16 protein-coding genes are annotated in these 18824 nt (G+C 40.7%); 12 read left to right on the top strand and 4 right to left on the bottom strand.

The features are described from left to right. The first annotated feature begins 323 nt into the window (after positions 1 to 323). The gene (locus FCV43_RS06900) at positions 324 to 572 is read left to right on the top strand and encodes a DUF3297 family protein (RefSeq protein WP_029203587.1); all 249 of its coding nucleotides are present in this window, start codon (positions 324 to 326) and stop codon (positions 570 to 572) included. A gap of 372 nt (positions 573 to 944) precedes the next feature. Here FCV43_RS06900 and FCV43_RS06905 read toward each other — a convergent pair whose 3' ends face one another. From FCV43_RS06905 to FCV43_RS06915, 3 genes are all read right to left on the bottom strand, one after another. Then, positions 945 to 2900: a BCCT family transporter gene (locus tag FCV43_RS06905; RefSeq protein ID WP_136994489.1), complete on the bottom strand. Its 1956-nt coding sequence runs from the start codon at positions 2898 to 2900 to the stop codon at positions 945 to 947. 473 nt (positions 2901 to 3373) lie between these two features. Further along, positions 3374 to 3787, bottom strand: a complete 414-nt coding sequence (locus FCV43_RS06910) for a VF530 family DNA-binding protein (protein WP_017054803.1) — start codon at positions 3785 to 3787, stop codon at positions 3374 to 3376. Positions 3788 to 3854: 67 nt separating this feature from the next. Then, positions 3855 to 5462 carry an ABC-F family ATPase gene (locus FCV43_RS06915; protein ID WP_084654970.1) on the bottom strand — a complete coding sequence of 536 codons (1608 nt, stop codon included), beginning with the start codon at positions 5460 to 5462 and terminating at the stop codon, positions 3855 to 3857. A 342-nt stretch (positions 5463 to 5804) separates the two neighbouring features. Here FCV43_RS06915 and FCV43_RS06920 point away from each other — a divergent pair, with 342 nt between their 5' ends. The 8 genes from FCV43_RS06920 (at position 5805) to FCV43_RS06955 (ending at position 15887) form a co-directional block, all read left to right on the top strand. Further along, the gene (locus tag FCV43_RS06920; RefSeq protein WP_136994491.1) at positions 5805 to 6659 is read left to right on the top strand and encodes a sulfurtransferase; all 855 of its coding nucleotides are present in this window, start codon (positions 5805 to 5807) and stop codon (positions 6657 to 6659) included. A gap of 158 nt (positions 6660 to 6817) precedes the next feature. Further along, the gene (locus FCV43_RS06925) at positions 6818 to 7936 is read left to right on the top strand and encodes a GGDEF domain-containing protein (protein WP_136994493.1); all 1119 of its coding nucleotides are present in this window, start codon (positions 6818 to 6820) and stop codon (positions 7934 to 7936) included. Between the two features lie 453 nt (positions 7937 to 8389). Next, the gene (gene pheS, locus FCV43_RS06930; protein WP_113795726.1) at positions 8390 to 9373 is read left to right on the top strand and encodes a phenylalanine--tRNA ligase subunit alpha; all 984 of its coding nucleotides are present in this window, start codon (positions 8390 to 8392) and stop codon (positions 9371 to 9373) included. An 18-nt stretch (positions 9374 to 9391) separates the two neighbouring features. Next, positions 9392 to 11815 (top strand): phenylalanine--tRNA ligase subunit beta, encoded by a 2424-nt coding sequence (pheT, locus tag FCV43_RS06935; protein ID WP_136994495.1) that lies wholly within the window; start codon positions 9392 to 9394, stop codon positions 11813 to 11815. Positions 11816 to 12048: 233 nt separating this feature from the next. Next, positions 12049 to 14013: an AAA family ATPase gene (locus FCV43_RS06940; RefSeq protein WP_136994497.1), complete on the top strand. Its 1965-nt coding sequence runs from the start codon at positions 12049 to 12051 to the stop codon at positions 14011 to 14013. After that, the gene (locus FCV43_RS06945; protein WP_136994499.1) at positions 14000 to 15100 is read left to right on the top strand and encodes a hypothetical protein; all 1101 of its coding nucleotides are present in this window, start codon (positions 14000 to 14002) and stop codon (positions 15098 to 15100) included. Before FCV43_RS06940 ends, FCV43_RS06945 begins: the two co-directional genes overlap by 14 nt. Positions 15101 to 15292: 192 nt before the next feature. Further along, complete coding sequence (locus tag FCV43_RS06950; RefSeq protein WP_240697133.1) at positions 15293 to 15535, top strand: hypothetical protein; 243 nt, start codon at positions 15293 to 15295, stop codon at positions 15533 to 15535. Positions 15536 to 15548: 13 nt separating this feature from the next. Next, on the top strand, positions 15549 to 15887 hold the full coding sequence (locus FCV43_RS06955) for a cytosolic protein (RefSeq protein WP_136994501.1): 339 nt from the start codon (positions 15549 to 15551) through the stop codon (positions 15885 to 15887). Between the two features lie 190 nt (positions 15888 to 16077). Here the strand turns inward: FCV43_RS06955 and FCV43_RS06960 are convergent, their stop codons facing one another. Beyond that, positions 16078 to 16269 (bottom strand): hypothetical protein, encoded by a 192-nt coding sequence (locus FCV43_RS06960; protein ID WP_136994503.1) that lies wholly within the window; start codon positions 16267 to 16269, stop codon positions 16078 to 16080. A 481-nt stretch (positions 16270 to 16750) separates the two neighbouring features. On the opposite strand from FCV43_RS06960, the gene FCV43_RS20605 reads away from it, so the two are divergent. The 3 genes from FCV43_RS20605 to ihfA all read left to right on the top strand — a co-directional run bounded on the left by FCV43_RS20605 (position 16751) and on the right by ihfA (position 18692). Next, on the top strand, positions 16751 to 16912 hold the full coding sequence (locus tag FCV43_RS20605) for a hypothetical protein (RefSeq protein ID WP_240697134.1): 162 nt from the start codon (positions 16751 to 16753) through the stop codon (positions 16910 to 16912). 98 nt (positions 16913 to 17010) lie between these two features. Beyond that, positions 17011 to 17880, top strand: coding sequence for an HD-GYP domain-containing protein (locus FCV43_RS06965; protein ID WP_240697135.1), 870 nt, complete (start codon positions 17011 to 17013; stop codon positions 17878 to 17880). A gap of 515 nt (positions 17881 to 18395) precedes the next feature. Then, on the top strand, positions 18396 to 18692 hold the full coding sequence (gene ihfA, locus FCV43_RS06970; RefSeq protein WP_017052310.1) for an integration host factor subunit alpha: 297 nt from the start codon (positions 18396 to 18398) through the stop codon (positions 18690 to 18692). Positions 18693 to 18824: the final 132 nt, after the last annotated feature.

Genomic DNA, 18824 nt, shown 5'->3' on the forward strand with positions numbered 1-18824 from the left:
CAATTTAAGAGTGACTCCTAACGCCTGCCGATTTTACTCCGGTTTGAATTTAGTGTTTACGGTGCAATGGTTTACTCAGCACGGTCATAGCTAGCAAAGCTTTGTCGGATGGAGAAAATGGAACATATACCCTAGACTAAGCCTTGGTAGAGCAGAGCTGTAATTTTCGTGTAAGTCATGGTCTTTCCACTTTAAGTTGATGTAATTGTAATCAGTGCATTATTTTATGTGCCATAGCCTTATTATGAGCTGACTTTTAGGCTTGAGCGAAAGGCTTGTATTGTCTACAATGGCGCACTTTTTATTTACTTCAGGTCATGAAAATGAGCGATACTAACTCAAAACCAACTTTACCAGATCACCTTGCTGGCAACCCACGCAGCCCGCACCATGTGGCTGAATGTTTCGAATACCCAATCGGTATCCGTCTTAATGGTAAAGAACGTACTGATGTTGAAGAATACTGTATTAGCGAAGGTTGGGTAAAAATCCCATCACCTAAAGCATTAGATCGTCGTGGTCAGCCAATTCTGATCACACTAAAAGGTACTGTTGAAGCTTACTATATCTAAAATTAGCTTCTATATATTACTTATTATCAACACATAAGGTTTAGGGTTCTTCTTGCTTTATGTGTTGTATTTCAACCAATAACACTACTTGTTTTTCCTTTCACAAACTAACTCTTCAATTTCCCAATTCTCGATGTGAGCAGTTGTAACCAAGTGAACTGACTTAGTTTACCGTCTTTTCCACGCGTGACTTTGAATCGATTTTAGCAGTAATATGTTGAGGTTGAATCACGGTGTAATACTGTGAAACGGTTCGCTAACACTAGTACATACTGCCGGAGGCCGACAGCATGTTTGTGCAATCGTGACTTATCTTAAGGAAATAAAACTGTCATTTACTCAGAGCGATGCCACCAAAACCAGACTAAATGCTTACTCAATGTTGGAGTGTAACCTTGCTTGAATTGCGGCTTTTGTCTCCTCTTGGGCTAAGCTCGCCTCAGTTAACTCTTTGTCTTTCATAAGGTTGTTAAAAGCACTTCGAGCGATTTGAGCTTGCTCAGATGCATCAAGTTTCTGTGTTTTAGCTTTTGCTGCCACTTCGGTTAACAGACGTAACTCTTCAATGATCTCATCTGGAGCATTTCCCAGTTCCAAGCTCGATTCACCTCTCGACAGAGCTTCACGACGCAGTTGTTTTTTGAGTTTGCAAATGGCCTCAATGGATTCACGTTCGATGTTTGCAGCGTCAATTGCACTATCGCGAAGTAGCTCAAAACGAGCGAGAGCTTGGCCTTCTTTGCTCCAAGGATCGACTTCAGGGAGATCTGATATGTTGATGACAGGATCAACGTAATCATCTTGATGGCTCAAATCCAGCATTGCTGCTTTTACGCCAGAGACCATCAGCATGACCGCAATAACAAGCAGGGGTAAGCCTCCGACAATGGCCGCAGTTTGTAATGTAGCAAGTCCACCCATAAACATTAGAACCGAGGGCATGAAGGATAGGGTGAATGCCCAAAATAGACGGTTCCAACGCATTGGGTCTTCAGTCACATTTGTCTGTACGACAGAGGCTAAGATATAAGAGATTGAATCGAACGTTGTAGCCGTGAAAATGATGCATAGCACGGTGAACAACGCGATGATTACAGTACTAAATGGCAGTTGCTCTAAAATCGAGAAAATCGCTCGAGTTGCTCCTTCGGCATTTAAGATACCGACCACATCAAGTTGACCTGATAATTGTAGCGATAACCCATAATTACCTAAGATCATAAAGTACATCGCGCAACCTAACGAACCAAAGAAAACGGCACCAGAAACCATCTGTTTTATGGTTCGCCCGCGAGAGATCCGCGCAACAAATAACCCCATACTTGGCGCAAACACGAGCCACCAAGCCCAATAAAAAATCGTCCAATCTTGAGGGAAGTGAGTATTGGCGAAAGTGCCCATGCCACCAAAAGGTTCTGCCCAAGTTGCCATCACAAAGAAGTTTGAAAGCATACGACCAATAGAGTCTAAACCAGTTTCCAGCATGAATATTGTTGGGCCACAGAATAGAACAAAAAGCAGAAGGCCAATCGCTCCCCAGAAATTGATATTACTGAGAACCTTAATGCCTTCGTCCATCCCTTTATAAGAGGAGCAGGCGAAAATAGCCGTACAAAGCAGTAAGACACCAATCTGACTTCCAGTGGTAGCAGGAATACCAAATAGATAGCTAATCCCTTCATTAATTAAAGGGGCGGCGAGTCCGAGAGTAGTTGCCGCGCCACCCAATAAACCGAAAATAAACAAGATGTCGATGAATTTTCCAAGCTTACCAAAACTGTGTGCTTCGCCAATCACAGGCATAAGAGCTGCTGATACTTTTAAAACAGGTTGCTTGCGGACATAAAAGAAGTAAGCGATAGGAATGGCTGGGATCATATAAATACACCAAGCGATCGGACCCCAGTGGAAGATACCGTAAGTCGCTGCCCAGCGTATAGCTTCCTCACTTCCTGCCTCTAATTGGAAAGGTGGGTTTTGGTAGTAATAAGCCCACTCAATCGTTCCCCAATATAGGATACTTGCCCCTATGCCACCACAAAATAGCATGGCCGCCCAAGAGGCAAGTGAGAATTCCGCATCTTCATCGGGATCCCCTAGCTTGATCTGGCCTATGTCAGAAAAAACGATATAAATCATGAAAAAGAACGCCGCTAGGCCGAGAGCCAGATAAGCAAAGCCTAACTTGTCTGTCATGAACGATTTAGCGATTGAAATCCATTCTGCTCCTTCTGTAGGGAAAATAAGCAATGGAGTGATCACTGAAAAAAGTAGTACTAAAGCACCGAAGAAAGTGGGTTTGTCGATAAGTTCAAAGTGTTTGTTCATGTTATGTTCCGTAACAAATAAACAGTATTAATCGAGCGCACACAGAATCGCCCCCACTACTTGAATATCAGGTAGGGGGTAATTGAAGCGACAAGTTTAAATAGTGTGCGAATAGTTAGCTTTGAAGCGTTAAAACGTTGGTGAGGAGGCCCTGAATTGGCGTGGTTAAATTTGCGCTAAAATAATCCCAAATTCTATTTTTGTCGACATAAATTTATGCTGATTCTTCATTATATGTGGCGTGAATATAATGGTGGATATTTAAAAAGTTGAGTGATGGATTTGGAAGTGAAAAGGGTGATCGGATAGATAAATATTAATTGTGTAGAGAGTAAAAAAGCAAAGAAAACAATCGTGCTTTTTGACGGAACACAAACAAAAAAAGCCAAATCAATGTGGATGATTTGGCTTATCATTTTTGCATTTAATTCATGTGAGTCAAATTAACGCGAAACTAATGGAGTCTGAGACAATTAGCGACGGTATTGACCTCGGCCACGAGATGCTCTCTCTTTATGAGCAGAAGCCGATTTCGCTTGAGAAAGCAGGATAGACTCAACCGTCAGCTCCATTGGTTCTCTTGGTTTAAGGCCGTGCTTAAATGTACGAGCGCGAGGAGGCATGTCGTATTCAAGATCGGATGCTTTTGGCATACGCTTGAAACGGTAAAGATAGAAATTTTCCACTTTCTCTCTTGCCCATTCCGTTTTTTTTAAATATTTGATACTGCTGGCAATGCTTGGTTTGGTATTAAAGCAGTTCAGACGCATTGCCGTATCAAGAATTTCCCAACCGTAGTGATCAACAAGCTCTTGTAGCAGAGTTTCTAGTTTAAGACCATGCAGTGGGTTGTTCTGTTGAAGTTCGATTCTTTCTTCATCAGTCATAAAGAATTCCTTACGCAATAGCCGCTGACTTTAGCGGCTATGTATTTAAATTATTAAAATCGCTTAATTATAAAGCGACTTGCAGCATTTTTGTTTGGTGATCCAGATACTCTTCGTAGGTACCTTGGAAGTTGACAAGCTTCTTGTCTTTCACATCAATTATGCGCGTAGCCAATGATGACACAAATTCGCGGTCATGGCTGACAAAAATGAGTGTGCCAGTATACACTTTAAGCGCACTGTTTAAGGCTTCAATTGCTTCCATATCCATGTGGTTCGTTGGTTCGTCCATCACCAGTACGTTGATGTCTTGCATCATTAACTTACCGAAAAGCAGACGGTTTTTCTCACCACCAGAACAGTTTTTAGCTTTTTTGTTCGCATCATCAGCGGTAAAGAGTAAACGACCTAGAATGCCGCGAACCATAAGATCATCATGCTTCGCTGTACGCCACTGAGAGATCCAATCGAAAATGGATAAATCGTTGTCAAAGTCAGCAGTGCTATCTTGAGGGCAGTAACCCACAGACGCATTTTCAGACCATTTAATGATGCCTTCATTTTGCTTAAGATCATTCACTAAGCAGCGAAGTAGGGTACTTTTACCGACACCATTTTCGCCGATGACCGCTAATCGAGTTCCAGCCTCAAGGATTAAGTTGCCGCCTTCGAACAGCACTTCATCTTCAAAAGCATGACCAACATTTTCAAGCTCAAGAGCAAGACGGTGAAGCTTTTTACCTTCGCCAAAATCTATAGATGGGCTAATACGGCTCGTTGATTTCACTTCATCAAGCTTGATCTTATCCATCTTTTTAGCACGAGAGCTCGCTTGTTTCGCTTTAGAAGCGTTTGCACCGAAACGGTTTACGAAATCTTGAAGTTCGCTGATTTCAGCACTCTTCTTCGCATTACTTGCAAGAAGCTGATCGCGGATCAAACCTGAAGCTTCAAGGAAGTATTCGTAGTTACCCGGGTAAATACGTAGCTCACCGTAATCAATATCAGCCATGTGAGTACAAACAGAGTTTAGGAAGTGTCTGTCGTGGGAAATAATGATCATCGTACATTTACGTTGATTCAGTTCTTCAGCCAACCAGTTGATGGTGTGAATATCCAAGTTGTTGGTTGGTTCATCAAGTAGCAAAATATCAGGGTTCGCAAAAAGAGCTTGTGCCAAAAGAACACGAAGCTTCCAGCCCGGCGCGACATGCTGCATCAAACCAAAATGAAGCTCTTCTTCAATACCCGCTTGAAGAAGAATGTCACCTGCACGGCTCTCTGCGCTGTAGCCATCCATTTCCGCAAATTCACTTTCGAGTTCGGCTACTTTCATGCCGTCCTCTTCGCTCATCTCAGGTAAGCCGTAAATACGGTCTCGCTCTTGCTTGATTTCCCAAAGTTTCTTATCACCCATAATCACAACATCAATAACATTATGCTGTTCGAATGCGAATTGGTCTTGGCTAAGAACACCAAGTTTTAGTCCAGGAGTGATAGAGACATTGCCTGAGCTTGGTGTCAGTGCGCCGCTTAGGATCTTCATAAAGGTGGATTTTCCGCATCCGTTCGCACCAATTAAACCATAGCGATTACCATTACCGAATTTGGCAGAAATGTTTTCAAATAAAGGCTCAGCGCCAAATTGCATTGTGATGTTTGCGGTAGATATCAAAGAAGTATTCCTAGGTGTGTACTGACAAGCCGATCAATTGACACGATAGCCAATTTTAGCGATGCGAAAGTAAGGGCAAATAGGCGGCGCATTATACAGAGTTGTAAAGATAAATGTAGTCTAGTTGCGGTTTATTTAAGTTCGATAGCAAAGAAATGAAGGCTAACATTTGACAAAAATAGTAAAAAGTAGTGGCTTGGAGGGTGTTGATGCTCATTAGAGTCAGAAATCGGTATTGAGTGTAGGCCTGCATTTCGCATAATATGAGTATTTCATGTAGTGTCTCTCTTTCTGCGTGATGTAAGCGTGAATGTTATAATCTTTTGATTCTGGAGGTATAGGATGGGAAGTCCATTAGTGACGACCGAATGGTTGGCTCAAAACTTAAATAACAAGAATGTCATTGTATTAGATGCCAGTATGGAGACTGTCATTGGTAAAGAGCCTCTCGTCTATCAAACCCCTACTTTTATTCCTCAAAGTCGCAAATTCGATTTAGAAAACGTGTTCATCGATAAAGAGTCGGCACAGGTTCATGCCTTCCCAACCGTAGATCAATTTACGAAAGCAGCGCAAAAGCTCGGCATTCAACCAGACAGTATTGTTGTGATTTATGACAACCAAGGTATCTATTCTGCGCCTAGGGCATGGTGGATCATGCAATCGATGGGATTTGAAAATAGTTATGTTCTAGATGGTGGTTTACCTAAGTGGATAGAAGAAGGGAAAGCGACCACTGACTCTTTGGAAGTGTCTTCAAATGGTGCTGACAATCTAATAACCAATTATCAACCCCATCGCGTTTGCACATCAGATTTTGTTTTTGACAATCTCATATCAGCCAAATATATGGTTATTGATGCTCGTGGTTCAGAACGCTTTAGTGGTAATGCTGCCGAGCCAAGAGAAGGGGTGCGAAGTGGACACATTCCCAATTCAATCAACCTACCATTTGCACAAGTGCTTGACGGTCTCTGCTATAAATCAGTTAAAGAGTTGGATGAACTGTTTACTGTACATCTAAAGCATGAGAATAAGCCTCTTATTTTCAGTTGTGGTTCAGGTATTACGGCTTGCATCATATTATTGGCGGCCTGTGTTGTGGGAAAAATGGATTGTCGTTTATACGATGGTTCGTGGGCAGAGTGGGGATCTTGCCCATCATTGCCTGTTAATTCGTTCAGTAATCGTACTTAAAAAATAAAATCGTTAATTAAACAGGTTTGTTTGCGGATCTATGTCATTTTTTAAGTAAGTCAACCGAATGTAGGTTCCGCCTTTGTGTAAACTACCATTATATAAAATAATCATTTGTTCACTTGAACGATGGCGAGTGAATAGCAGGTACGATAGTAATGAAATCATTCCAGTGGGATAAAAACTTTGAAACGGGCCTCGATGATGTCGATGAACAGCATCAGTATTTAGTCGAAATAATCAACAAGTATGGCTCATTATTATCAGAAAATACCTTGTCATTTAGCGATATTAACGTCGCTCTGTTTGAGCTTTCTCGCTATGCGGAGTTTCACTTTCGCGAAGAAGAAGCAATGATGAGGGATACCAATATCTATCCTGCACACCTTGAATACCACATTGAAATGCATCGGTCATTTATGTCTGAAGTGATGGGTATGCAAGCCTTTATCACCGAAGATGATCCAAAAAGTGCGGAGCTGCTTTTAGACTTCCTTATCCATTGGCTGGCTTATCACATACTCGGTATTGATCAAAATATGGCTCGCCAAGTGAAAGCGATTGAGTCTGGGGTTTCGCCAGTAGAAGCGTATAAGCAAGGTGAAAAAGAGGTTGATAGTTCAACAGAGCCATTACTTAACGCATTGAATGGACTTTTTGAGCAAGTCTCAGTCAGAAATAAGCAGTTGTTGAAATTGAATCAATCTCTAGAAGATATGGTAGAGAAAAGAACACAACAGCTTTTGCTTGCCAATAGAGAACTTGAACAGCTATCACTTACTGATGTCCTCACGAAGTTGCCTAACCGCCGTCATGCAATGAAGCAGTTAAACAGCTACTGGAACGAGTCTACCGAGTTAGATTTGCCTTTGGTTTGCATCATGATCGATGCGGATCACTTCAAGTATGTCAATGACACTTACGGGCATGATGCTGGTGATATCGTCTTGATTGAATTATCTCAAGCGTTAAAAGATGCGTTCAGAAGTGATGATTTTGTGTGTCGTCTTGGTGGTGATGAATTTTTTGTTATATGTCCGCAAACCAATTTAGCTGGTGGATTGCATATTGCAGAGTTAACAAGGCTTGAAGTGGAAAAGCTGAACATACCGGTGGGTGATGGTCGCTGGAAGGGAAGTATTAGCATTGGAGTAGCGCAGCGTACCGAGAAAATGGTGACGTACAACGACTTGATTAAAGCGGCAGATGAATCCGTCTACTTAGCGAAACAAGCGGGTAAAAATTGCGTTAAGAGCAACGAACCAACAGAATCTTAAACTACATCGCAGAGTCAATAATCGTTAATGTGGTTTGGCCTATTTAACGTTGATTTACCACTCTTTCTGTTTACCACTTTTTCTGAGGTGAGTGTAAGGGATTAGAAGTCGCGTGAATGTAAAATATCGCGTCTATAAACCAAGCCCTCACCGTCATTTCAACAGTATTACCCTCGCTTTGACACGAAAATACGGCAAAGCGCAGCGCAATTTTTACAATATTCGCAATCATTTCAAATATCCCGTTCTCTTTAAATTTGGCTAATTTTGGCCTTTTTCCACAAATTTCTATCCATTTGAATTTATTGTTTAAGGTTATTGATGAAATATCGTCCGATAACCGCTTCATTTCAATATTCAATTTGGCATTGCTTGTCTGTTTGATTACTATGTATAGCTATTCAAAATACCAATACTCCCTTATGGAACTACCACTGGGTAGATGAGGATACGATGCAACATCTAGAAGAGATCATTGCTAATGCAACGACAGCGATTGAAAGCGCTGATTCGTTAGTCGCACTTGATGACGTGCGAGTTCAGTATTTAGGTAAGAAGGGTGAACTAACTCTTCAACTACAAAGCCTAGGTAAACTTCCACCTGAAGAGCGTCGCACTGCTGGTCAAGAGATCAACAAAGCGAAAGGTGCTGTTCAACAAGCGATCGCAGCTCGCAAAGACGCATTACAACGTGCAGAGCTTGAAGCGAAGCTAGCTGCAGAAACTATCGATGTGAGCCTACCAGGTCGTCGCATTGAGAACGGTGGTCTTCACCCAGTTACTCGCACTGTTGAGCGTATCGAGCAGTTCTTTGGTGAGCTTGGCTTTAGCACTGAGTCTGGCCCTGAAATCGAAGATGCATTCCACAACTTCGATGCACTAAACATCGCAGACGATCACCCAGCTCGTACTGACCACGATACGTTCTTCTTTAACCCAGACTTAATGCTACGTACGCACACGTCTGGTGTTCAGATCCGTACAATGGAAAACGGCAAGCCACCTTTCCGCTTTATTGCTCCGGGCCGTGTTTACCGTAACGATTACGACCAAACTCACACGCCAATGTTCCACCAAGTGGAAGGTATGTTAGTGGATGAGAACGTAAACTTCGCACAACTTAAAGGTATTCTTAACGATTTCCTTTGTAATTTCTTTGAAGAAGAAGTTGAAGTGCGTTTCCGTCCTTCATTCTTCCCGTTCACAGAGCCTTCAGCGGAAGTTGACGTGAAACGTAAAGATGGCAAATGGCTAGAAGTTCTAGGTTGTGGCATGGTTCACCCTAACGTACTTCGCTCTGTTGGCATCGACCCTGAGAAATACTCTGGTTTTGCATTCGGTATGGGTGTAGAGCGTCTAACGATGCTTCGTTACGGCGTAAATGACCTTCGTGCGTTCTTCGAGAACGACTTACGTTTCCTTAAACAATTCAAGTAATCCGGGGCAGTCAAAACTATGAAATTCAGTGAATCTTGGCTACGCGAGTGGGTTAAACCTGCAATTAACAGCGAAGAGCTAGCTCACCAAATCACTATGGCTGGTTTGGAAGTTGACGATGTAGAACCTGTTGCTGGTGAATTTACCGGCGTTAAAGTAGGTAAAGTGGTTGAGTGCGGTCAGCACCCAGACGCAGACAAACTACAAGTAACTAAAATTGATATCGGTGAAGCCGATCTTGATGGAAATAAACAGCTGTTAGACATCGTATGTGGTGCATCTAACTGTCGTCTTGGCCTAACGGTAGCAGTAGCAACTGTTGGCGCAGTACTTCCTGGCAACTTCAAAATCAAGAAAGCAAAACTACGTGGCGTTCCATCACACGGCATGCTTTGTTCTTTCTCTGAGCTAGGTATCGACGTAGAGTCAGACGGCATCCTTGAGCTGCCTGAAGGCACAACGCTAGGTATGGACGTACGTGAGCTTCTTGAGCTTAACGACGTCACTATCGACGTAGACCTAACAGCAAACCGCGCAGACTGCTTCAGCATCCGTGGCCTTGCTCGTGAAGTTGGCGTACTAAACCGCGCAGACGTTACAGAGCCAACCGTTGAAGCTGTTGCAACAAGCATTGAAGACACAGTTTCTGTTGAAATCAAAGCAACTGATGCTTGTCCACGTTACCTTGGCCGTGTGGTTAAGAACGTAAACGTGAAAGCGGAATCTCCAATCTGGATGCAAGAAAAACTGCGCCGTTGTGGTATCCGTTCAATCGACCCAGTTGTAGACATCACAAACTACGTGATGCTAGAGCAAGGCCAACCAATGCACGCATTTGATCTAGCTAAGATCGAAGGCGGTATCGTGGTTCGTCTAGCAGAGCAGGGCGAAAAGCTAACACTTCTAGATGGCAACGAAGCTGAACTAAACAGCAACACACTTGTTATCGCAGACCAAAACAAAGCACTAGCAATCGCTGGTATCTTTGGTGGTCAAGATTCAGGTGTTACTACTGAAACGACAGACGTACTTCTTGAAGCTGCATTCTTCGCACCGGATCACATCCGTGGTCGCGCGCGTGCTTACGGCCTTCACACAGATTCTTCTCTACGTTTCGAACGTGGTGTTGATTCAACACTTCAAGCAGCAGCAATGGAGCGTGCAACACAGCTTCTAGTTGAAATTTGTGGTGGTGAAGTTGCGCCAGTAAACGGCAGCGAATCTGAAGCTGATCTTCCTAAAGCAAACGTAGTTGCTCTACGTCGCGCTAAGCTAGACAGCCTACTAGGTCACGAAATCCCATCTACAGACGTAGTGGAAATTCTTACTCGCCTAGGTTGTGACGTTACTGTTGTTGAAGATACAGAAAGTACTGATGCAGGTTGGACGGCAACGTCTCCATCTTGGCGTTTCGATATCGCAATCGAGCAAGACCTAATTGAAGAAGTAGGTCGTATTTACGGTTACGATAACATTCCAAACCAAGCGCCTAAAGCGGCACTTAAAATGAATGACCACAAAGAAGCTGACCAACCGCTTAAGCGCGTTCGTGACCTTCTTGTAGACCGTGGCTACCACGAAGCAATCACATACAGCTTCGTAGAACCAGAACAGCAAAAATTGGTTGTACCTGGTGTTGAGCCGCTAATCCTGCCATTCCCAATCTCTGCGGACATGTCAGCAATGCGTCTTGGCCTAATCCAAGGTCTACTAAACACAGTTGTTCATAACCAGAAGCGTCAACAGTCTCGCGTTCGTCTATTCGAATCAGGCCTACGTTTCATCCCTGAAGCAACAGCTGAAAACGGCATGCGCCAAGAAATGATGCTTGCGGGCGTTATCTCTGGTACTCGTGGCGAAGAGCACTGGGACATTGCAACTAACACTGTAGATTTCTTCGATCTTAAAGGTGACCTAGAAGCCGTTCTTGAGCTTTCTGCAAACGAAATCGCATACAGCTTCAAAGCAGCTAAGCACCCAGCACTTCACCCAGGTCAAACTGCGGCTATCGTAGTAGACGGCAAAGAAGTGGGTATCATTGGTACTGTTCACCCAGAACTAGAGCGTAAGTTTGGTCTTAACGGCCGTACTATCGTATTCGAAATCGAATGGGCAGCTATCAATACTCGCGTGCTTCCAGAAGCAGTAGCCGTATCTAAGTTCCCTGCAAACCGTCGTGATATCGCTGTTGTTGTTGATGAAGCAGTAGCTTCTGGCGACATCGTTGAAGCGTGTATCGCTGCTGGTGGCGAATTCCTAACAGGCGCTAAACTGTTCGACGTATACGTTGGTCAAGGCGTTGAAGAAGGTAAGAAGAGCCTAGCTATTGCACTTACTCTACAGTCTGTAGAGCGCACACTAGAAGATGCAGACATCGCTGGTTCAGTAGATGCTATCGTAGCTTCAATTTCAGAGAAATTCGGCGCAGCACTTCGCGACTAATATCTTCTGATAGATAGAAAAACAAAGGCCTCGCATTGCGAGGCCTTTTTTGTCTTAGTAAATTTTAGTTGTGGCTTATTGATTTAAATCACTGTTTATAAGGTAAATAGTGATCGTAGCTGCTATTTGATGCATAATCGATATTAGTGTATTTAGTGATACCATTCTTTAAGCGATTAGTGTGAAATGATCGCATTTCTTAACTACTTTAATTATTAACATGTAAAAATAAAATGATCCCAATATCCTTATTTGATTTAGGCTCTGAAGACGTAAATAAACACGAGTACCTCAAGCAATTATTATCTTTTCCAACTGGCTATGATCCGTATCAATATAATGTAATGCGTGACCCATATTATAGTGAAGCGTTAAAAAGAATTACTGATAGCTCTCGTGTGAAATTATCCGGTAACATTGAACACTGTTTTTATTGTGGAACCCAAACGGATAATATTGTGCCAGCTTTCTTTCATGATGGGTCTGGCATTAACTTGTGGATCTATACTGATTGGAAATGTTCCGCTTTAATATGCCATACATGCCACGAGAACTATGGTTCTAGTAATGTAAGATATAAAAATAGAGTGCGAAAAATAAACAGAGGCAATAGCCGTAGTTTATTACATTTCGAACCGGAAATCGTTTTACCTACAATCGAACCAGTACACTTGCATTTTAACTACCTTGATGATGGGCGTTTAGTGCCTTTATCACAAAGAGCGAAAGCAACAATTGAAAGGTTATCGTTAAATCGAAAAGAACTGGTAAGTCGTAGATTGTGTGCCATTGAAAACTACAGAACAAACTATGATTCTTTTGAATATAGTTCCCTTGAATCTCCCATTGATAGCTTGTTTATTGCGAGTGTTGAAGTTGAAGTTGAAGTTGATGATGATGGTTCTTTTTCTGACTATCTATTAAAAAGAGTTCAGCGTGATTCTATTTTTTATGATGACTTATTCAATGACATTACACCAATTCCACTAAGGTCGGAATCATTTAAACCTATAGAGATATATAAAAGGGATTTTTTTAGCTATACATTTTCAGGTATTTCTTCAATAAAATTTGATGGTATTCGAGGTTTTGATATTAATCAGAAATTAGAATTTAATGGGAAAAATAGCTTAATAATTCTTGGTGAAAATGGTGTGGGTAAATCAACTCTATTAGAATTATTAAAAAGAGCACTTAAGCCAAGATACAAAAAACACCTTGATGACCTATGTAATTCGATTGATACTTTGCCTACGTACGAAATCGAGTATACAGATGAAAACTATCATTATATTTATGGCTCAGATAAGAAATCAAAAGGATTACGCGATAAATGCAATTTGATACATGTTTCTGAAAATAGGAGTCATTCCAAAACCCCAAATCTGTTAGCACAATGGGTCTGGAGTCAGCATAAAAATGATCAACTTATACATTGGGTTGCACGTAAGCTTAAAACGTTGCTAGATTTACCTCAAGACTATTATTTTTGTACCATAGATGGAAAAGTATATTGGGAAACAGAGAGTAATGATACAGGAAGAGTTTATATAACTGACTTGAGTAGTGGTTACAACTCCTTGCTAACTATATTCTATATGGTTATGTCTGGAATAACCGAAAAAGAAGTAATTAATGATTTGAACCTAATTGAGAAGCGCTTAAGTAGTACTTTGGTTCTCGTGGATGAAGTGGAATTACATTTACACCCACGTTTCAAGAAAAAAGTAGTATCTAATTTAAAAGAAACCTTTCCTGAGGTAATATTTGTATTTACAACACATGACCCTTTGGTGATAAAATCAGCAAATAATAATGAACATGTCATTGTTCTAGAGAAAAATAATAACGTCAACAAAAGTAATGTAAAAACTAGAATAATAGATACCTTACCAGACCATACACATCTTACTACAGAACAAATACTATCAAGTCCTATCTTTGGACTTGGTACTATGTGTGGAGATGATTCGATTCAAAAACAAGTCGACAACTATTATGTCGCTCTACGAAATAATGACATTCATATTATCAATGAACACAGGAAAATATTAGGAAAAACAGGTTTCTTTGGTAGTACATTTAGAGAGTTGTTAGCTTTATCTGCCGTCGATGCATACATATCAAAAGGAGTCATTCCCAAAACCGATGATATAGAAAAGATACTAGAAAAGGCTGAAAATCATGAGAAAGATTAGGTATATTTCACCTGTTCCAGCAAACATGGACCCAAACACCACCGTGTATCAGTCAATTCTTACCAATAACAGGCAAAAGTTCAATCTTTCTCGGGGGAATACTATAAATTTCGATTTTAGTGGTTATGATAACGAGAATAACAAAACGAGAATCAGAGCACTAGCAAGTCAATGTTGTGCATATTGTGGTGTGCGAGTTAATAGCTCAAACACAGTTGAAGTTGAGCATTTTAGGCCTAAAAATGAACTTAAGTGTCGAGATAATGAGTTTATCTTGCATCATAAATCTGGACATCGCAGTCATAAAACGACTAGAAAGGCATCAGATTTTGGATATTACCAGTTAGGAAATCACTATGAAAACATGCTCCCAGCTTGTGGAGGATGCAATCGAGGGGCTGGTAATGGCGGTATTTATGTTGGAAATAAACATGTTACTGACATTCCCTATGGAAAGAAAAATAATTTCCCAGTTAGATTTAAGAAGTTAGATGGGATTTATAAAGAATACCGAAAAGGCACGCGAGCAATAGAGTCTATACAAGGAGAGGTACCACTATTATTCAATCCTTATAAAGACAACCCGAATAAACTCTTTGATTATAAAAATCCGAATAGCGTCGGAGAGTGCTTTATTGTAAAAATTCGACCTGGAAAAAACCTATGTAAAAATGAAAAGTTAAAAGCTACGATTAGCATCAACTTGTTAGGCCTAAACAGGGTTTACTTGTGTGGAGAAAGGTATAGAATTTCTTCTTCCATTAAAGATATAGCTAGAAATTTGGTTGCAGATAGAACGTCAAATAATTACCGATTAAACTCATGGGCTGGATATGCAGCAAATTATAGCAGTTATTATAGTAGAGAAACATCAACAATGCTTGGTTTCTCATTTAAATTTGGCTATAAATTAGGCTTTGAATTACATAAGAGAATCAAAGAAAACTTCATGGTTGAATCTAATGGTATTTTAACTGATACGTGTAACTTTATGAGAGTTGTAGAACAACTCAGTTTATTCTCTGAACGATATTATGACCCAAATATTGATAATGATGAAATTAATGATTTAATTGGATTTGGATAATTGGATTTTTACATTAATTAGAATGGAATCATACAATGTATTTTTTATCCAATTTGAAAGTGCAATGTCTTTCGTTTGATTTATAGTTAGGAGCAGCACTCTTGACCTGTCTACAACTTCACACTTTATAGTGGTTATATTGATTGAGAGGGGCGCTTTCTGTGTTTCCTCTAAAGTAAGTAGAGAGACACTATGAAACGTTTAATTCTAAACATCACATTCTTGGTATTCATGGCGCTTGGTAGCTTTAATGCCATGGCTAATGATTCAACGGTTAAGTACGGTATTGCAATATCTCACGATGGTGAGCAAATTGCGTATGGCAAAAGCGGGAGCGGGGAGACGGCGCTGATCTTGCCTTTAGCAACAAAATCTCTGCCACGTTCTTCCGCTGATAGTGATAGAATCCACGCATCAGAACTATCGAGAAACTAGGTATTTATCAACAATGTTTATCCATCATGTAAACGACATCGACTGGCTGGTGATTACAGCTTTTGAAGAACTAAAACCGATGTTTATCGAAGATGCAGGCCCAATCCCATCTTACTTCTCTATTAGCAGTGAATTGAGCCTGATTGATCAAGCTAAACGCAGCTATGGATTTTTGCCTACACTCCGTGGTGTGATCACCGATACTGGTACGTATCAAAGCAAAGATCTTGATGAAGATTTAAACCCACAACTTGCCTGCCTAGTTGAAGGGCGTGGTCGGGTGTTTATCTATCACGGTGACTATGTGGCTTTTGTGGATGATGAGCAAACCTTTATAACCCGAATGGACTGAAAATTATCCAGTAAACTGAAATCGGCATCCCAACCAGTTTACAATTTCATACTTTATAGTGGCTATATTGATTGAGAGGGCGCTTTCTCTGCTCCCTCCAAAACATCACACTCTTGGTATACCTGAGGCTTGGTAGCATGAGCGCCATAAGTCATGGTTCAAATGCTCAGCTCGGTACTACAACACAGACCTAACGAGATGCTTTGCTCTTTTTAAGGTACTTGAACCCAGCCCAGATGAGATAACTCACAACGCCGACGATGAGTGCTGAACGAATCAGAATAGGAGCGTCATGCTCAAGTTGAGTGGCATGAGGAACAATACTGGCAAACAACCGACTCGTAAAAAATAGCCCCATTACTAACATAACAATTTTATTCATGTGACCTTTCCCCCTAATCGACTTGTTGTACAGAACACACTGCTAATGAATTCACTCATAACGAAGTCTTTATTGTTCTGCATGGAAAGCAAAGAATGCGCCTCTCAAGCGTGGTCGTCAACGCGATATCAGCTCAAAGTAGGTAAGCTTAATTTTCATTTTTGGAAATAATAAGCACCAAAACTGGAAATTAAAAGGGAGAGTGTGAAAACTGAGTCGATGTGATTGGTGATAAATGGAGCGCATGGTGACAGTGATTCGACCGATGTTTATGAAATCAGTGAGATATTGATCTTAAAAGCAACGTTTAGGTAAGTATTTTTATATCTATTCATTAACATTTTTTGATCACAGTTTGTAATTGTATTAACCCTATTTTTTAAGTGGCCTCTATATGCAATAGTAATGGTAGTCCAACACATAGTGTGACCGTAACTTTTGAATTTGAGAGTAAACATAAATATGAAAATAGGTTGGTTATATGTTTGATTACCAGCGACTAAATTATGTTGCGAACACAGAACAAGAACTATCATCGACATTCACGCAGATATTTAAACTTTCAAAAGAGACTTACCAAAACCTTTCTCGCTTCTCTGTGACGCTGGTTGATGACGATCAGTTAGCGAATTTTTTGTTTTAGACTCGCTAGAGGGCTCTGCAACCAACGATCTGTATAAAAAAGTGCTATCACTTAGGTCGAGTTTAACTTGTGTCGTTACAGAGCAAAATGTCCGTGTTGTGAGCGATTTAAAACGGTTGAATCAGAATGATCGAACCGTAAAACTTCTTCAGATAGGGCACCGAAGCAGTTACACATCACCGTTAATTTATGACGGGAAAACGATTGGTGTTCTATTTATCAATGCAGACACAGAGAGCTATTTCGATTGTCAAAAACTTCAACGAGATTGTGCATTTATATCGCAGGTTGTTAACGGCCTTATACTTAAGCACTGTGAGCGTCAGCATCATCTTCGGTCTGCACTCGCGATTGCATTAAACATTGGGCATGCGCGGGATCCGGAGACAAAAGAGCACTTGATTCGAATGGGAAAGTACAGTGAACTGCTGGCAAGGCTGTTGGCGGACACTCATCCAATCGACAATAGATTTATTCATTTAATCGCTCATTACGCTCCTTTTCACGATATTGGCAAATACAAAATTCCAGATGATGTACTTTTTAGTGATAAACGATTTTCATCCGATGACAGAAAAATAATGTCAAAGCACACAATATATGGTGTTGAAATTATAGATGAAGTTCTTTGTTACATAGATAAAGATTGGGTGACAGGAAGCGATATAGGTCTACTCAAAAACATTATTCGACATCATCACGAACGCTATGATGGCAGTGGAAGCCCTGACAATTTGTCGGGCACAAACATTCCATTGGAGTCCAGAATTGTCACTTTAGCGGATGTGTTTGATGCACTATTGAGTAAGAGAGCTTATAAGGAGGCGTGGTCAATGGAAGGTGTAATTGCTTACATAAAAGAGAACAGTGGCTTACTTTTTGATCCCGAATGCGTTGATTTGCTTTTAGATAACCTAGACCAGTTTGTCGCTATTAGAGATAAAAACAGAGATGCAATTGGCGGATAGCACGATGGGTTTGGTGTTACGAAGTATCGCGATAACTAAATGGGTTAAAGGTAGACGGTATGCTTGGAATATTTGTTCTCTTCGGGGGATAATATTGAGCATCAAAATGACTTATTCATGTTATGCAACTATTTCAGTGTGACCAATTGAGTATGCACTTTGAGTGTTCAACATACTGATTTTAGTAACTATTTATGAGTAAATACACAAATTGACAAAATTTTTAAGCGATCTATCAAATAGAGTTTTATACTGATTATTTTGTTATTTATGAATATAAATTCCGTAGTTGTCTATTTTTTGACTTTTGATGTGCTTTTTGTGCTCATTGTACCGAATTCTTATCTGTTTGATTTATATGATGTATATCTAGATGGACTGAAAAAAGTTGGCGAAAATCAGAAGCTTGGCATACACTTTCCAAGTAAAGCCGATATGTTGTTGATTGGCTAAGTGAAATGCTTTGGCGCTACTAATTAAGTAGCAATGTTTAACACACCTTTGAGGATAGTTTTATGGCGCTCACAAAGGCCGATTTGGCTGAAAACTTGTTTGAAAAACTTGGATACAGTAAGCGGGATGCCAAGGAAACGGTTGAAGTGTTTTTTGAAGAAGTTCGTAAAGCACTCGAAAGTGGCGAACAGGTTAAACTTTCTGGTTTTGGTAACTTTGATCTTCGTGAAAAAAGCGAACGTCCGGGCCGAAATCCAAAAACCGGAGAAGACATTCCAATTACTGCTCGCCGTGTAGTTACTTTTAGACCTGGGCAGAAATTAAAAGCTCGCGTTGAAGACATTAAGTTAGATAAGTAAGCTACGCCCAAGCAATTGACCACGCCTCGCGTGGTCTTTTTGTATCTAAAGAATCAAATTAAAAAGGCACGCTGATTAGCGTGCCTTTGTCGTTGTAACGTTTAAGAAAATTTTGCTAGCCACTCACATAGA

Origin of the sequence: Vibrio genomosp. F6 (assembly GCF_005146325.1) — a bacterium.
Classification (GTDB): domain Bacteria; phylum Pseudomonadota; class Gammaproteobacteria; order Enterobacterales; family Vibrionaceae; genus Vibrio; species Vibrio cortegadensis.

Excerpts from the sequence above, each read along its gene's own strand:
- FCV43_RS06900 (WP_029203587.1), top strand. The coding sequence starts at position 324 with ATGAGCGATACTAACTCAAAACCAACTTTACCAGATCACCTTGCTGGC.
- FCV43_RS06905 (WP_136994489.1), bottom strand. The coding sequence starts at position 2,900 with ATGAACAAACACTTTGAACTTATCGACAAACCCACTTTCTTCGGTGCT.
- FCV43_RS06910 (WP_017054803.1), bottom strand. The coding sequence starts at position 3,787 with ATGACTGATGAAGAAAGAATCGAACTTCAACAGAACAACCCACTGCAT.
- FCV43_RS06920 (WP_136994491.1), top strand. The coding sequence starts at position 5,805 with ATGGGAAGTCCATTAGTGACGACCGAATGGTTGGCTCAAAACTTAAAT.
- FCV43_RS06925 (WP_136994493.1), top strand. The coding sequence starts at position 6,818 with ATGAAATCATTCCAGTGGGATAAAAACTTTGAAACGGGCCTCGATGAT.
- pheS (WP_113795726.1), top strand. The coding sequence starts at position 8,390 with ATGCAACATCTAGAAGAGATCATTGCTAATGCAACGACAGCGATTGAA.
- pheT (WP_136994495.1), top strand. The coding sequence starts at position 9,392 with ATGAAATTCAGTGAATCTTGGCTACGCGAGTGGGTTAAACCTGCAATT.
- FCV43_RS06940 (WP_136994497.1), top strand. The coding sequence starts at position 12,049 with ATGATCCCAATATCCTTATTTGATTTAGGCTCTGAAGACGTAAATAAA.
- FCV43_RS06945 (WP_136994499.1), top strand. The coding sequence starts at position 14,000 with ATGAGAAAGATTAGGTATATTTCACCTGTTCCAGCAAACATGGACCCA.
- FCV43_RS06950 (WP_240697133.1), top strand. The coding sequence starts at position 15,293 with ATGAAACGTTTAATTCTAAACATCACATTCTTGGTATTCATGGCGCTT.
- FCV43_RS06955 (WP_136994501.1), top strand. The coding sequence starts at position 15,549 with ATGTTTATCCATCATGTAAACGACATCGACTGGCTGGTGATTACAGCT.
- FCV43_RS06960 (WP_136994503.1), bottom strand. The coding sequence starts at position 16,269 with ATGAATAAAATTGTTATGTTAGTAATGGGGCTATTTTTTACGAGTCGG.
- FCV43_RS20605 (WP_240697134.1), top strand. The coding sequence starts at position 16,751 with ATGTTTGATTACCAGCGACTAAATTATGTTGCGAACACAGAACAAGAA.
- ihfA (WP_017052310.1), top strand. The coding sequence starts at position 18,396 with ATGGCGCTCACAAAGGCCGATTTGGCTGAAAACTTGTTTGAAAAACTT.